17 protein-coding genes are annotated in these 14117 nt (G+C 70.5%); 8 read left to right on the forward strand and 9 right to left on the reverse strand.

All coding sequences use genetic code 11. The features are described from left to right. Window positions 1-46 precede the first annotated feature (46 nt). The 3 genes from T8T98_RS14985 to nadC all read left to right on the forward strand — a co-directional run bounded on the left by T8T98_RS14985 (window position 47) and on the right by nadC (window position 2980). Complete coding sequence (locus T8T98_RS14985) at window positions 47-1255, forward strand: sensor histidine kinase (protein WP_160733522.1); 1209 nt, start codon at window positions 47-49, stop codon at window positions 1253-1255. Further along, on the forward strand, window positions 1252-2049 hold the full coding sequence (locus tag T8T98_RS14990; RefSeq protein ID WP_160733521.1) for a LytR/AlgR family response regulator transcription factor: 798 nt from the start codon (window positions 1252-1254) through the stop codon (window positions 2047-2049). The genes T8T98_RS14985 and T8T98_RS14990 overlap by 4 nt, the downstream gene beginning before the upstream one ends. Window positions 2050-2116: 67 nt before the next feature. Beyond that, window positions 2117-2980, forward strand: coding sequence for a carboxylating nicotinate-nucleotide diphosphorylase (nadC, locus tag T8T98_RS14995; protein ID WP_251106032.1), 864 nt, complete (start codon window positions 2117-2119; stop codon window positions 2978-2980). A 17-nt stretch (window positions 2981-2997) separates the two neighbouring features. Here the strand turns inward: nadC and tadA are convergent, their stop codons facing one another. Continuing rightward, complete coding sequence (tadA, locus tag T8T98_RS15000) at window positions 2998-3453, reverse strand: tRNA adenosine(34) deaminase TadA (protein WP_251104623.1); 456 nt, start codon at window positions 3451-3453, stop codon at window positions 2998-3000. A 130-nt stretch (window positions 3454-3583) separates the two neighbouring features. On the opposite strand from tadA, the gene rpmB reads away from it, so the two are divergent. Next, complete coding sequence (gene rpmB / locus T8T98_RS15005; protein ID WP_251104622.1) at window positions 3584-3871, forward strand: 50S ribosomal protein L28; 288 nt, start codon at window positions 3584-3586, stop codon at window positions 3869-3871. A gap of 156 nt (window positions 3872-4027) precedes the next feature. On the opposite strand, the gene T8T98_RS15010 is transcribed toward rpmB, so the two are convergent. Genes T8T98_RS15010 through xseA form a run of 4 tightly spaced genes read right to left on the reverse strand, consistent with a single transcriptional unit; the run spans window position 4028 to window position 7687 of the window. Further along, window positions 4028-5014 carry an esterase-like activity of phytase family protein gene (locus T8T98_RS15010; RefSeq protein ID WP_251104621.1) on the reverse strand — a complete coding sequence of 329 codons (987 nt, stop codon included), beginning with the start codon at window positions 5012-5014 and terminating at the stop codon, window positions 4028-4030. A gap of 19 nt (window positions 5015-5033) precedes the next feature. Further along, window positions 5034-5981, reverse strand: coding sequence for a M23 family metallopeptidase (locus tag T8T98_RS15015; RefSeq protein WP_251104620.1), 948 nt, complete (start codon window positions 5979-5981; stop codon window positions 5034-5036). Next, the gene (locus tag T8T98_RS15020; protein WP_160733516.1) at window positions 5978-6184 is read right to left on the reverse strand and encodes a DUF2093 domain-containing protein; all 207 of its coding nucleotides are present in this window, start codon (window positions 6182-6184) and stop codon (window positions 5978-5980) included. The genes T8T98_RS15015 and T8T98_RS15020 overlap by 4 nt, the downstream gene beginning before the upstream one ends. 18 nt (window positions 6185-6202) lie before the next feature. Continuing rightward, entirely contained in the window at window positions 6203-7687 is a 1485-nt protein-coding gene (xseA, locus tag T8T98_RS15025) for an exodeoxyribonuclease VII large subunit (RefSeq protein WP_251104619.1), read from the reverse strand. On the opposite strand from xseA, the gene purD reads away from it, so the two are divergent. Further along, window positions 7686-8978, forward strand: a complete 1293-nt coding sequence (purD, locus tag T8T98_RS15030) for a phosphoribosylamine--glycine ligase (RefSeq protein WP_251104618.1) — start codon at window positions 7686-7688, stop codon at window positions 8976-8978. The genes xseA and purD overlap by 2 nt on opposite strands. A gap of 28 nt (window positions 8979-9006) precedes the next feature. Here purD and T8T98_RS15035 read toward each other — a convergent pair whose 3' ends face one another. Next, complete coding sequence (locus T8T98_RS15035) at window positions 9007-10014, reverse strand: adenosine kinase (RefSeq protein WP_407675045.1); 1008 nt, start codon at window positions 10012-10014, stop codon at window positions 9007-9009. Between the two features lie 128 nt (window positions 10015-10142). On the opposite strand from T8T98_RS15035, the gene T8T98_RS15040 reads away from it, so the two are divergent. From T8T98_RS15040 to T8T98_RS15050, 3 genes are all read left to right on the forward strand, one after another. Further along, on the forward strand, window positions 10143-10823 hold the full coding sequence (locus T8T98_RS15040; protein ID WP_251104617.1) for an EI24 domain-containing protein: 681 nt from the start codon (window positions 10143-10145) through the stop codon (window positions 10821-10823). 4 nt (window positions 10824-10827) lie between these two features. After that, window positions 10828-11277: a hypothetical protein gene (locus tag T8T98_RS15045; protein WP_160733511.1), complete on the forward strand. Its 450-nt coding sequence runs from the start codon at window positions 10828-10830 to the stop codon at window positions 11275-11277. An 84-nt stretch (window positions 11278-11361) separates the two neighbouring features. Next, window positions 11362-12048 (forward strand): hypothetical protein, encoded by a 687-nt coding sequence (locus T8T98_RS15050; RefSeq protein WP_251104616.1) that lies wholly within the window; start codon window positions 11362-11364, stop codon window positions 12046-12048. Here the strand turns inward: T8T98_RS15050 and T8T98_RS15055 are convergent. From T8T98_RS15055 to T8T98_RS15065, 3 genes are read right to left on the reverse strand one after another with little or no spacing between them, the layout of a single operon-like run. After that, a complete protein-coding gene (locus T8T98_RS15055; RefSeq protein ID WP_251104615.1) occupies window positions 12045-12404 on the reverse strand; it encodes a HesB/IscA family protein in 360 nt (119 codons plus the stop codon). The two genes, T8T98_RS15050 and T8T98_RS15055, sit on opposite strands and share 4 nt — an antisense overlap. Further along, window positions 12404-12928, reverse strand: coding sequence for an SUF system Fe-S cluster assembly protein (locus T8T98_RS15060; RefSeq protein ID WP_160733508.1), 525 nt, complete (start codon window positions 12926-12928; stop codon window positions 12404-12406). The genes T8T98_RS15055 and T8T98_RS15060 overlap by 1 nt, the downstream gene beginning before the upstream one ends. Further along, complete coding sequence (locus T8T98_RS15065; protein ID WP_251104614.1) at window positions 12925-14115, reverse strand: aminotransferase class V-fold PLP-dependent enzyme; 1191 nt, start codon at window positions 14113-14115, stop codon at window positions 12925-12927. The genes T8T98_RS15060 and T8T98_RS15065 overlap by 4 nt, the downstream gene beginning before the upstream one ends. Window positions 14116-14117: the final 2 nt, after the last annotated feature.

Raw genomic sequence — 14117 nt, forward strand, 5'->3', positions numbered from 1 at the left:
AAAACAATCTGACGAAGCCACGCCAAATCGGCTAAAGACCCTGGCCATGGCCATGCTGCCCTTCAGACCGACGCCCTTTTTCGAGGACAAGAGCCGCGCGTTCTGGAACCTCCAGTTCGCCGGGTGGGGCGGCGCGCTGCTGCTGCGCGCCGTTTCGGGGGCGATCAACGCGCTCGATTTCTCGTTCTTCGTGATCGTGGTGATCGAAACGATCACCGGCTTTTCGATCAGCCTCGTCCTGTCCGTGCTCTACCGCGAACTGATCAGCCGCCGCCCGCTTCTGACCTGGAGCCTTTCGACCCTGGCGCTGGCGGTCGCCGTGCTGGCCTTCGCGGCGATCGGCGTCTGGGCCAAGAGCCTGACCCTGCCCGAGAGCGAGGCCGGCTTCACCGCTCTGCTGATCGCCTACCTGATCTATCCGCTGACGCTGCTCGGCACCTGGTCGGCGCTCTACTACGCGATCAACTTCTTCCTCCAGATCGAGGAACAGGCCGACCGGCTGGAGCGGCTGGAAGCCCAGGCCACCGGCGCGCAGCTGGCCATGCTGCGATACCAGCTCAACCCGCATTTCCTGTTCAACACGCTCAATTCGATCAGCACGCTCGTCCTGCTCAAGCAGACCGAGCCGGCCAATGCCATGCTGACGCGGCTGTCCTCCTTCCTGCGGCACACGCTGATCAGCCAGCCCGGCGGGAAAGTGACGCTCGCGCAGGAGGTCGAGACGCTCAAGCTCTACCTCGGGATCGAGCGGATGCGGTTCGAGGAACGGCTGCGGACAGAGTTCGACATCGAACCGGCCGCCGCCCAGGCCTGCCTGCCCTCGATGCTGCTTCAGCCGCTGGTTGAAAACGCGATCAAGTACGCGGTCTCGCCGCAGGAGGAAGGGGCGCGGATCAGCCTTTCGGCTCGGCTCGTCGGAAACCGTCTGCGCATCGCCGTTTCCGACACCGGGCCGGGCTTGCAACAGGGCCAGATGCGCCCCAGCCTGCCGCTGGCACTCACCGGCGACGGGCAGGCGGTTTCGACCGGGGTTGGCCTCGCCAATATCAGGAACCGGCTTGCACAGGCCTATGGCGACGATCACCTGTTCGAAATCCGCACGCCGCCCGAAGGCGGCTTCACCGTGATCATCGAAATCCCGCACGAACCCGCCGAGGCGGCGGAACCGGCCGCCCCCCGCCCGCGTATCTCCGAACAATCGATATCCCCCCCTGCCGCGCCCGCGACGGCGCGGCCAATCGGAACCGAAACATGACCATTCGCACCATTATCGTCGACGACGAAAAGCTCGCCATCCAGGGCCTGCAGGTCCGCCTCGAAGCCTTCGACGACGTCGAGGTGATCGATACCTGCGCCAACGGCCGCGAGGCCATTCGCAAGATCAAGACGGAAAAGCCCGACCTGGTCTTCCTCGACATCCAGATGCCGGGGTTCGACGGCTTCTCGGTGGTCAAGGGGGTGATGGAGATCGAACCGCCGCTGTTCGTCTTCGTCACCGCCTTCCAGGAACACGCGATCCGCGCGTTCGAGGCGAACGCGGTCAATTACCTGATGAAGCCGGTCGATCCCGACAAGCTGGCCGACACGATCGAGCGCGTCCGCCTGCGCCTGGCGGAAAAGCGTTCGGCGGAAGAGGCGGAGAAGCTGCTCAACGTCCTGTCCGAAGTCGCGCCCGATGCGGCGGAGGAATTCGTCGACAGCGAAAGCGAGGCGAGCGACCGGTTCGAGAAGCTGATCAACGTCAAGGACCGGGGCCAGATCTTCCGCGTCGAGGTAAGCTCGATCGAGCATATCGAGGCCGCCGGCGACTACATGTGCATCTACACCGGCGACAACTCGCTGATCCTGCGCGAAACGATGAAGGATCTGGAGCGGCGGCTCGATCCGCGCAAGTTCCAGCGCGTCCACCGCTCGACCATCGTCAACCTCGACCAGGTCCGCCAGGTGCGCCCGCATACCAACGGCGAATGCTTCCTCGTGCTCGACAGCGGCGCCGAGGTGAAGGTCAGCCGCAGCTATCGCGACGTGGTGGCGCGCTTCGTCCACTGATCGATTGCAGGAGCCTCCGGGCGCGCGGCGGCTTGAGACGGGGGTGAAAATCGGCCAGACCGGCGCGATGGCGCAGTTCACCCTCCCCGGTTTCGACCTCGACCGCTTCGTTCGCGACACGCTGGCGGAGGACCTCGGCGAAGGGCTGGACGGCGGCGGGCGCGACGTCACCAGCGAGAGCGTGATCCCCGCCGATGCCCGCTTCGCCGGGGTGATGGACACGCGCGACGCGATCGTCGTCGCCGGCCTGCCGGTGGCCGCGGCCTTCTTCCGCGCGCTCGACCCGCGGATCGAGATCGAGATCCTGGCGGAAGAGGGCGAAAGCGTGCCCGCCGGGCACGATGTCATGCGGCTTTCGGGCAATGCACGGGCCATGCTGACGGCGGAGCGCAGCGCGCTCAACACCGTGCAGCACCTTTCGGGCATCGCCACGATGACCCGCGCCTATGTCGAGGCCATGGCCAACCCGGGCTGCACCCTGCTCGACACGCGCAAGACCCTGCCCGGGCTGCGGATGCTGGAAAAATACGCGACCCGGCAAGGCGGCGCGGCCAACCACCGGCTGGGCCTGTGGGACGCGGCGATGATCAAGGACAACCACGTCCTGGTTGCCGGCAGCGTGGGCGAAGCCGTGCGCCGCGCGGTCGCAGCCGGGGTGCGCGACGTCATCTGCGAAGTGGACCGGCTGGACCAGATCGAGCCGGCGCTGGCCGCGGGGGCCACGCGCCTCCTGCTCGACAACATGGACCCGCCGACCCTGCGCGAGGCCGTGGCGATCGTGGACGGGCGCGTCCCGACCGAGGCGAGCGGCGGCATCGACCTGTCGACCATCGCGGCCAAGGCGGCCACGGGGGTCGATTACGTCTCGGTCGGCCGCCTGACGCAGAGCGCCCCCGCGGCCGATATCGGGCTGGATTTCACTCCGCTGTGACCGCGGCCCGGCGACGGTCAGCGGCGATCGCGGAAGAAGCCGCGCAGCAGCGCCGCCGCTTCGCCTTCGCCGATCCCGCCGTAGACTTCGGGCCGATGGAGGCACTGCGGGTGGTCGAAAACCCGCGCGCCGTGTTCCACCGCGCCCCCCTTGGCATCCGCCGCCGCGTAGTAAAGGCGCGCGATTCGCGCATGGACGATCGCGCCCGCGCACATCGCGCACGGTTCCAGCGTGACGTAGAGGTCGCAATCGACGAGGCGTTCCGCTCCCAGGGCGGCGGCGGCGGCGCGAATCGCGGCGATCTCGGCATGGGCGGTCGGATCGTGCGTCACGCGCGGGGCATTGCGCCCCTCGGCGATCACCTGCCCGCCGCGCACGACCACCGCGCCGATCGGCACTTCGCCGTCGGCCGCCGCGGCGCGGGCCAGGGCCAGCGCGCGCTCCATCGGTTCGGGAATGGGCCAGCGCGTCATCGCCCGACCGCGCTACCCGCTCGCGCGGCAGGCCGCAACGCGCTTGACGATTCGGGCCTGCCCCGCTAAGCGCGCCGCTTTCCGGGACGGGCATGCCCCGAACCCTGCAGCCAAGAACGAGAGATTTCCCATGTCGCGCATTTGCGAACTGACCGGCAAGGGCCGCCAGGTCGGCCACAACGTGAGCCACGCCAACAACAAGACCAAGCGTGTCTTCCTGCCGAACCTGCAGCACGTCACGCTGATGAGCGAGAAGCTGGATCGCAGCTTCAAGTTCCGCGTGTCCACCCAGGGCCTGCGTTCGGTCGAACACAACGGCGGCCTCGACAACTGGCTGCTGAAGACCCGCGACGAGAAGCTCAGCGCGCGCGCGCTGAAGGTGAAGCGCGAGCTGAAGAAGGCGCAGGACGCCGCCTGATCGGCCGGCCCCCGGCCGCCGAGCCGGGCCCTGCGACAAGGCACGCAAAAAGGGCACGCGAAAAGGGCGTGCGGAGCGATCCGCGCGCCCTTTTGCTTGCGCGCCCTTCGCTGGCACGTCCGCAAGGCGTCGGCACGTCGCCCCGGACGCTTCGGATCAGCCCAGGTCGCCGGGATCGAGCGAGAGCCGATAGAGCAGCGTGCGCTGCAGAACGCCGCGATTGTCGTCGCTGATCAACCAGATCGTCACCGAACCGTCGGCCCGGGGCACGACCGCCATGCCTTCGAAATTGTCGGCAGGCAGCGGCCCGCCGATCGTGGCCAGCACCTCTCCGCGCCAGGTTGCACCCGCGCGAATCGCCTCCGGGTCGGCGACCGCGATCGCCGTTTCGAACGCGAAGGGCAGACCGATCGTCACCCTTCGATGGAGCACCAGGACCCGGCCGTCGGGCAGGGCGGCGGCATCGGACGGGCGAAATCCCTCGGGCGAGGCATAGCGGAACGCGATCGGCTCCCCCCCGTCCACCGGGTCCGCCGGAAAGAGCACGGCCGCACCGGTGGAGCCGGCGGTCGGTGCGCCTTCCTCGATCGCCAGGAACCGCCCGTCGGGCAGGCGGGCGAGCGATTCGGGCCCGCCATTGCCCGACCAGCCGCGCATCGCCGCCGGCGTGACGGTTTCCCCGCCCTCCAGCCCGGGATCGAAACGGACGATCGAATTGCTGCCCTCGTAAGCGACCCACAGGTGCCGGCCGCCGGGCGCGCTCGTCACCGCTTCGGCATCGACGGCATATTTGCGCACGTCGGCCCGGCCGCCGATCGCGCCGAACACCGGGGCGCGCCCTTCGCCCCCCGGCGGATCGAAGCGCAGGAAGCGGCCGTGGTCGCTGACCGCCAGCAGCCGCCCGTCGGGCAGGGAGACGAGGCCCGAGTAGCCGCCGAAATGGCTGTTCGGGCTGGTCAGCGCCCAGGCCCCCTCGATCGTGAAAGGGCCGATCCGGTCGCGCTCGACCTCGAGCCGCTCGACCGCCAGGATCGGGCGATAATCCGGCTCCGGCAGGGGCGAGCGCAGCCAGGTGCCCGGGGCGGCGAGCAGCGCGATGAAAAGCGCCGCGATCCGGCGAACGGTCACGGGTCGCAGGGCCATCGCGCGAAGGGAGGCGGCCTCAGGGCATGGGGCCGAGGAACAGCAGCGGGTCGAGCCGCGCGTCGCGCCACTTGATGCTCCAGTGCAGGTGCGGGCCGGTTGCCCGCCCCGTGGCCCCGATATTGCCGAGCACCTGGCCGCGGCGCACGACCTGCCCTTCCTCCACCGCGATCCGCGAGAGGTGCAGGAAGGCGCTGTTCAGCCCCTGCCCGTGATCGATGATCAGCAGGTTGCCTTCGAGGCTGAAAGGGCGCTCGCTGGCGAGCACGACGACCCCGTCGGCGGGGGCGACGAACGGCGTGCCGCTTTCGCCCGTCGCGATGTCGAGGCCGGAATGATAGCTGCCCGGCTCTCCGCGATAGATCCGCTGCGAGCCGAACCGGCCCGAGATCCGCCCGGTCGCGGGCCAGATGAAATCCTGCCGCCAGCCGTCGACCGGCGATTCGACCGCGCGCGCCGCGACGATCCGCGCCAGCTCGGGGCGGCGAATCTTCATGAAAGCCTCGCTCGCGCCGCCGCGACGGCGGGCGACGTTGACATGTTCGATGTTCCACTCGCGCGGGGCGATCGCGATCGGGCTTTCGATCGTGCGCCCGTCGGCCAGCCGCGCGCTCAGCGTGGCGCGGGTTCCGGCATCGCGATCGAACGCGGCAAAGAACCGGCCTTCTTCGTCGAGCACCAGCGGCTGGTCGTCGAGCCGCGCGGACACCGTGCCCGCCGGTGCCTGGCCGCGGATCCATCCGCCCTGCGTGGTTTCGCCCTCGAACACGAAAGTGGTCGGGCCGGCGGGCGGCTCGGGCGTGGGTTCGGGTTCGGGCGCCGCGGCGTCCGGCGTTTCGGCGGGGACCGGCGACGGGACGGGCTGGACAACTTCGTCGGGCACGCCGGGCGAAGGGATGCAGCTCGCCAGCGCGAGCAGCGCGCCCGCGGCGCCCGCCAGGCGGAGCGCGAAACGCCGCCCGCTCATCCGCCCTGCGTCATCCGGCGGGTGGCGACTTCGGCGCTGGCATAGGCTTCCTGCCGCTCGACGCTCCAGTACCGCAGCTCCTCCAGCGGGATCGCCTCGCCGGTAACCGCGCAGAAGACGTGCTGGCCCGCGCGCAGGACGCGGAAGCCGTTGGGGCCGTAGGCGAGCTTCGCTTCGCCGCCATTGCCGGAATTCATCAACATGACCATCGCCCTAGCAAGTCATTCGCGGCCGAACAAATCCTCTTGCCGCGGCGCGGCGGCATTCGTGGGCTTTGGCGCACGCTTCGCCGGCCGGGCGGGGCCCGCCCTGCCCCCGGCCGAACCGGCCGGCGCGACGTGGAGCGCGCCGTCGGCGAATTCGAGCTCCAGCGAAGGCTCCCCCGCCGCCGCGGCGCGCGAGCGGACCAGATCGCCGCGCGCGTCCTTCACCAGCACGAAACCGCGCGCGAGCGGCGCCTTGGGGTCGAGCGAGAGGTGGAGACGTTCGAGCGCGCCGAACCGCTCCCGCTCGCGCTGGAGCCGCAGGGTCGGCAGCATCGGGGTCAGGCGCTGCGCGTCGAGCCGCTGGCGCGCATCGCGCAGGGCGTGGCGCAGCACGGCAGGCGACAGGCGCAGTTCGGACAGGCGCTCGCGCCCGCGCCCGGCCCGGTCGGCGAGCCCGCGCCGCAGCCGCTCCGCCAGCTCGTCGAGCTTCTGGGCCTGGGGCTGGAGCAGCGCGTCGGCGCGCGGCAGGCGCTGGGCCCGCGCCTCCAGCCGTTCGCGGCCGATCGCCACCGGGCGCAGGATCGCGCGCCGCTTGCGCAGGCCATAGTCGGCCACCGCGGCCGCCAGCTCCGCCCGCACGGGCACGGCCATTTCCGCGGCCGCGGTCGGCGTGGGGGCGCGCCGGTCGGCCGCGTGATCGGCCAGCGTCGTATCGGTCTCGTGGCCGACCGCGCTGATCACCGGCACCGGGCTGTCGGCAATGGCGCGGACCACGGCCTCCTCGTTGAAACTCCACAAGTCCTCGATCGACCCGCCGCCGCGCGCGACGATCAGGAGATCCGGCCGCGCCACGGCGCCATCAGGCGGAAGCGCGCCGAAACCGCGGATCGCCGCGGCGACCTGTTCGGCCGCGCCCTGCCCCTGGACCAGGACGGGCCAGACGACCACGTGACTGGGAAACCGGTCTGCCAGGCGGTGCAGGATGTCGCGGATCACCGCGCCGGTCGGGCTCGTCACGACCCCGATCGTGCGCGGCAGGAAGGGCAGCGGCCTTTTGCGCTCGGGCGCGAACAGCCCTTCGGCCGCCAGCCGGGCCCGCGTCTTCTCGAGCAGCGCGAGCAGGGCCCCCTCGCCCGCGACTTCCAGCCGGTCGATCACGATCTGGTATTTCGAGCGCCCCGGGTATGTCGTCAGCTTTCCCGAGGCGACGACTTCCAGCCCGTCTTCGGGCGCGAAGCTCAGCCGCTGGGCCGTGCTGCGCCACATGACCCCGTCGATCACCGCGCCTTCGTCCTTCAGGCACAAGTAGACGTGGCCGGACGCCGCGCGCTTGACGCCCGACAGCTCGCCGCGCAGCCGCACGAAGCCGAAGCGCTCCTCCACCGTCCGCTTGAGCAGGCCGGAAACTTCGGTGATCGTCAGCGGCTCGGCGTTGTCCCCCCGCTGCGAGCGCGCTACGAGCCCGCCACTGCCACCATCTTCGAAATCTGGAGCGGCCATGAACATCCTTCTGCTGGGCTCGGGCGGGCGCGAACATGCGCTGGCATGGAAGCTCGCGCAATCCCGCCTTCTCTCGCGCGAGGAGGATAGGTTCTACGCCGCGCCGGGCAACCCCGGCATTGCCGAACACGCGACCTGCGTCGATCTCGACGCGCGCGACCACGCGGCCGTCCTCGCCTTCTGCGAGGAACGGCGCATCGGCCTGGTCGTGATCGGGCCGGAAGCGCCGCTGGTGGACGGGCTTGCCGATTCGCTGCGCGGCGGCGGCGTGGCGGTCTTCGGCCCGTCGAAGGCGGCGGCCCGGCTCGAGGGGAGCAAGGCCTTCACCAAGGAGCTGTGCGAACGGGCCGGCATTCCCACGGCCGGCTATGTCCGCGCCGGCTCGCTGGAGGCGGCGACCGCCGCGCTCGACCGGTTCACGGCGCCTTTCGTGCTCAAGGCCGATGGCCTCGCCGCGGGCAAGGGCGTGGTGATCGCGCAGACCCGCGAGGAGGCCGAGACCGCGCTCGCCGACATGTTCGGCGGCCAGTTCGGCGCGGCCGGCGCCGAAGTGGTGATCGAGGAATTCCTCGAAGGCGAGGAAGCCAGCTTCTTCGCGCTGACCGACGGGGCGACGATCCTGCCCTGCGGCACCGCGCAGGATCACAAACGCGTGGGCGACGGCGATACCGGGCCCAATACCGGCGGCATGGGCGCCTACAGCCCGGCCAAGGTCCTGACGCCCACGCTCCACGGCGAAGTGCTCAAGCGGATCATCGCGCCGACCGTGCGCGCAATGGCGGACGAGGGAATGCCCTATTCGGGCGTGCTCTACGCCGGGCTGATGCTGACCGAGGAAGGCCCCAAGCTGATCGAGTACAACGCCCGTTTCGGGGACCCGGAATGCCAGGTGCTGATGATGCGGATGGAAAGCGACCTGGGCGAACTGATGCTCGCCTGTGCCGAGAACCGGCTCGGCACCTGCGACCCGGTCCGGCGTTCGCCCCGCTCCGCGCTGACCGTGGTCATGGCGGCCAGGGGTTATCCCGGCGCGCCCGAGAAAGGCGGCGCGATCGACCTGGGGAAGGTCGATCGCGACAAGGCCAAGGTGTTCCACGCCGGCACCCGCCGCGACGGCGGGACGCTGCGCGCGAACGGCGGCCGCGTGCTCAACGTGACCGCGATGGGCGATACGGTGGGCGAGGCGCAGGCGGCGGCCTATGCCGCGATCGCCGCGATCGATTTCCCCGACGGGTTCTGCCGCCGCGACATCGGCTGGCGCGAGGTGGAGCGCGAGGGCAAGGCCGGCTGAAGCCGGCCGCGCGCGGCGGCCCTGCCGCTCAGCCCAGCTTGTCGTCCATCAGGCGGGACAGGTCGGCCTCGGTCCGCGCGCCATAGTGCGAGATGATCTCGCACGCGGCGATCGCACCGCGGCGCAGGCAGGTCTCCAGCGATTCCTCGCGCACGTAGCCATAGAGGAACCCGGCCGCGAAGAGATCGCCCGCGCCGGTCGTGTCGACCACCTTTTCGATCGGCTCCGCCGGCACTTCGGCCCGCTGCCCGTCGTGCACGGCGACGGCACCATCCGCGCTGCGGGTGACGACCAGCGTCGGCACCTTGTCCTGCAGCGCGGCAATGCCGGCGTCGAGCGTGTCCTTGCCGGTCAGGGCGGCGAGCTCGAGGTGGTTGGCGAACAGGATATCGATCAGCCCGTCGTCGATCAGAGCGCGGAAATCGTCGCCGTGGCGATCGATCACGAACACCTCCGACAAGGTGAAGGCCACCTTGCGCCCGGCGGCCCGGGCGGCCTCGATCGCCCGGCGCATCGCGGCGCGCGGTTCTTCCGGGTCCCACAGGTACCCTTCGAGGTAGAGGATCTTCGCCGCCCCGACCGCCTCCGCATCGAGCGTCGACGGCGGGAGGAACTGGCTCGCGCCGAGGAACGTGTTCATCGTGCGCTGCGCGTCGGGCGTGACGAAGATCAGGCAACGCGCCGTGGGCGGATCGTCCTGCCTCGGCGGCGTGTCGAAATCGATCCCGACGGCGCGGATATCGTGGGCGAAGACAGCGCCGAGCTGGTCGTCGGCCACCTGGCCGATGAAGGCGCACTGCGCGCCGAGCGCCGAGAGGCCGGCCAGCGTATTGGCCGCGGAGCCGCCGGAAATCTCGCGCGCGGGGCCCATCGCGGCATAAAGCTCTTCCGCCCGCGCGGCATCGACCAGCGTCATGCCGCCCTTGGCCAGCCCCAGTTCCTCCAGCAGTTCCTCGCTGCACGGGGCCATGACATCGACGATCGCATTGCCGATGGCGATCACGTCGTAACGGGGTTCGGTGGTCTGCTGGGTCACGGCCGGTCCTGAAAAGCCTCGGGGAAGGAATGCCTTCGCGCCTAGCGGCTGCCGGCACTCGCGCCAAGGGCGCGCATTGCCGCTTTGCGATTGACTTGTGCCTGCGCGCGGCCGCATTTTCGCCGGCAATGCTCGCGCTTCCCTCCGCCCTCGGCCGTGCTGCCGCCCAGCTGGCCGATCCCGCGATCCTGCGCGTCCTGGCGAAATCGATCGCGATCACGCTGGTCGTCTTCGTCCTGCTGGGGCTGGGCGCCGGCTTCGCGATCGATGCCCTGCTGGAACGGCGCGACATCGCCGGCAGCGAAGGCATCGGCGCCCTCGTCGGCCTGCTGCTCGCGGTGGTCGGCGGGTGGCTGCTGTTCCGGCTGGTCGCGCTGGCCGTGCTGCAGTTCTTCGCCGACGAGATCGTCGCCGCCGTCGAATCGCGACACTATCCGCAGGCGCGCGCCCGCGCGCGGGCGCTGCCCTGGCGGGCGGAGCTGGCGGCCAGCGTGCGGGCCACGGCGCGCGCGCTCGCCGCCAACCTCGGCGCGCTGATCGTCGCGATCCCGCTGGCCTTCACCGCGATCGGCCCGGCCCTGGTCTTCTGGCTGGTCAACGCCTGGCTGCTCGGCCGCGAGTTCCAGGACCTCGCCTGGGCGCGCCACCGGCACGCGGCCCCCGCGGCCGAACCGCCGCTGACCGGCGCGCAGCGTTTCCTCCTCGGCGGAACGATCGCCGGCCTTCTCGCGGTGCCGTTCGTCAACCTGCTCGGCCCCGTGCTGGGGGCCGCCGCCGCCGTCCACCTCGTCCATCGCCGCAAGGGATAAACCATTGCCGTCGCTCGCCCGTTCCCGGTTCCTCGCCGTTCTTGCCCTCCCGCTGCTGGGCGCCTGCGCCACGGTGCCGGCCCCGTCTGCGGGCGGGAACACCCCCGATCGCCCGGGGTCGGCGCAGCCCGCCCCGCCGCCGACCCGGCCGGCCCCGCCGCCTGCATCCGCCGGCTTTCGCGCGCCCCGCGTAATGGATCTGCCGGGGCTGGAAGGCGTCATCGGCGCCGATGCGGAGGCGCTGGAGCGGACTTTCGGCACCGCGCGGCTGAACGTGTGGGAAGGCGATGCGCGCAAGCTGCAGTTCACCGGCGAGGCCTGCGTGCTCGACGTCTATCTCTACCCGTTGCGGCCCGGCGCCGAACCCACGGCAACCTACGTCGATGCCCGGCGGGCGTCCGACGGGCTGGACGTGGACCGCGCCGCCTGCGTTGCGGCATTGCGACGCCGATAGGCGACAGCCCGCAGCGCGCGGTAACGCGCCGTTAACGCCCCGGGCGGAGAATCGCGGCCGTCCCGGGAAGAAAGGGCCGACGCGATGACCATCGGATTTGCCGACCTGGCACGGTCTGCCGCGGCGGAGAGAGAGATCTCCCCGCCTTCGCTGCTCGCCCTGCGCCAGCTGGGCTGGAGCGAGGGCACGATCACGCGGCACGAGGCCGAAACGCTGTTCATGCTCAACCGCGCGCTCGACCACCCGAGCGGCGAATGGGCCGACTTCTTCGTCGATGCCCTGTGCGAGTTCGTGCTGGGCGCGAGCGACCCGCCCGACACCTGCGACGCGTGCGAGGCGCACTGGCTGATCGGGGCGATCGACAGCGGCGGATCGCCGATCACGATGGCGGAGCTGGAACTGCTCGTGCGCCTCGTCGAGCGGGCCGGCGCCGTGCCCGACAGCGTCCGGCTCTATGCCCTGCAACAGATCGAGCTGGCGGTGATCGAAGGACACGGCCCGACCCGCGTGGGCGGCACGCCGGGGCCGCGGCACGTCACTGGGGCCGAATGCCGGCTCGCCCGCCGCATCCTCCTCGCCTCGGGCGGCAGGCAGCGGGCGATTCCCGGCGAACAGGCGCGCGAGGCGCTGCTCCGGATCGCGCAGGCGAGCGAGGACGGGGCGAACTCGCCCGAATGGGCGCTCCTCCTCGGCGATGTCGCCGGCGCGTGTCTCGGCCGGGCCTTGTCTGCGGGCGAGAATGCGGCGGAGGTGCTGGCGCCGGGGCGCTAGACCATGAAGCTCTCGCCGCAGCCGCAGGCGCCCTTGGCATTGGGATTCTCGAACACGAAGCCGGCGGTGAAATCGTCCTCGCGCCAGTCCATCGTGCTGCCGACGAGGTAGAGCACGCTCGCCCCGTCGATGTAGAACGTGCCGCCGGGCGTTTCGATCTTCTCGTCGAACGCCTGTTCCTCGCTCACATAGTCGACCGAGTAGGCAAGGCCCGAACACCCGCGCCGCGGAGTGGACAGCTTGACCCCCACCGCATCGTCCGGGGCCTGGGCCATGAGATCGGCAATGCGCTTCTCGGCCGCCGCCGTCAGGACGACCGCGGCCTTGGGCGCGGGGCGGGTTTTCGTATCGACCATCACAGCATCCCCAGTTCGAGGCGGGCCTCGTCGGTCATCTTGTCCGGCCCCCAGGGCGGATCCCAGACGAGGTTGACTTCGGCATCGCGCACGCCGGGCACGCTGGCGGCGCGCAGTTCGACTTCGCCCGGCATCGTCTCGGCCACCGGGCAATGCGGGGTGGTCAGCGTCATCGTGACGACGACCCCGCCTTCGTCATCGACATCGACCCCGTAGATCAGCCCGAGATCGTAGATGTTGACCGGGATTTCCGGGTCGTAGATTTCCTTCAGCGCGGCGACGACGGCCTCGTAGAGCTCGCCCCCCGGCGCCCCGGCGGGGAGGTTTTCCGGCTTCTTCTGCAGGAACCCTTCGAGATAGTCGCGCTTGCGCGTCATCGTGTCGCGCGCGCTTTCGGCCCCCGCGTCTTCCCGAGGGGCCTCGTCCACGGCGTCCTCCACCCGGGCGCGCGGCGGCTTCTCGACCGCCTCGTAGGGGGTCGGCGCGGCGACGAAATCCTTCTTCTTCTCGTTCGCTTCGGTCATCCGAAGATCCTCCTGGTGCGATCGATCCCGCGCAAGAGCGCCTCGAGGTCGTCCTCGTTCGAATAGAGGCCGAAACTCGCGCGCGCGGTGGCGGGAACGCCGAGATGGGCCATCAGCGGCTGCGCGCAATGATGCCCGGCGCGGATCGCGACGTTTTCTTCATCCAATATGGTGCCCAGATCGTGCGGGTGAACCCCGTTCATCGCGAAACTGACGATTCCCGCGCTCTCGGCGGGGCCGAACAGGGTCACGTCGTTCATCCCCCGCAGGCCTTCGCGCAGGCGCGCGACCAGCGCGGCCTCGTGCGCGTGGATCCGCCCGGGTCCGATCCCGGCGACATAATCGCAGGCCGCGGCAAACCCGATCGCCTCGACGATCGCCGGCGTTCCCGCCTCGAACCGCTGGGGCGGCGGGGCGTAAATGGTCCCGTCGAAGGCGACTTTCTCGATCATCGAGCCGCCGCCCTGCCACGGGGGCATGGCATCGAGCAGCTCGGCCCGGCCCCACAGCGCGCCCACGCCGGTCGGGCCGTAGAGCTTGTGCGCGCTGAAGGCATAGAAATCGCAGCCGAGCGCCGCGACATCGACCGGCAGGCGCGGCACGGCCTGGCACCCGTCGATCAGCAGCTTCGCGCCCACCGAATGCGCCAGGGCGGCGGCGCGCTCCACATCCAGCGTCGAACCGAGGACGTTGGACACATGGGCGAAGGCGACCATCGTATGCTCGCGCGTCAGCATGGCCTCTGCCGCGTCGAGATCGATCGCGCCGTCTTCGGTCAGCGGGCAGACATCGACCTGCCAGCCGGCGAGCTGCCAGGGCACGATGTTCGAATGATGCTCCAGCACCGAGAGCAGGACGCGCCCCTTGTCGGGCCAGGAATGGGCGACGAGGTTGATCGCCTCGGTCGCGCCGCGGGTGAAGACCAGTTCCGCCTCCTGCCCCCCGACGAAGGCGGCCACGCGCCGCCGGGCGGCCTCGTAACCCAGCGTCATTTCGGCGGAGCGCGAATAGACGCCGCGATGGACGGTGGCGTAATCCGCGCCGATCGCGCGCGACACGGCATCGATCACGGCCTGCGGCTTCTGCGCCGTGGCCGCGGTGTCGAGGTAGTGCCACGGTTCGCCCCCGGGCGCGCGGAGGCCGGGAAAATCCTCGCGCACGCTGGCGATATCGAGAGTCGTCGCCACGC

Origin of the sequence: Pelagerythrobacter marinus, assembly GCF_034375205.1 — a bacterium.
In the GTDB taxonomy this organism is placed as follows: Bacteria; Pseudomonadota; Alphaproteobacteria; order Sphingomonadales; family Sphingomonadaceae; genus Pelagerythrobacter; species Pelagerythrobacter marinus.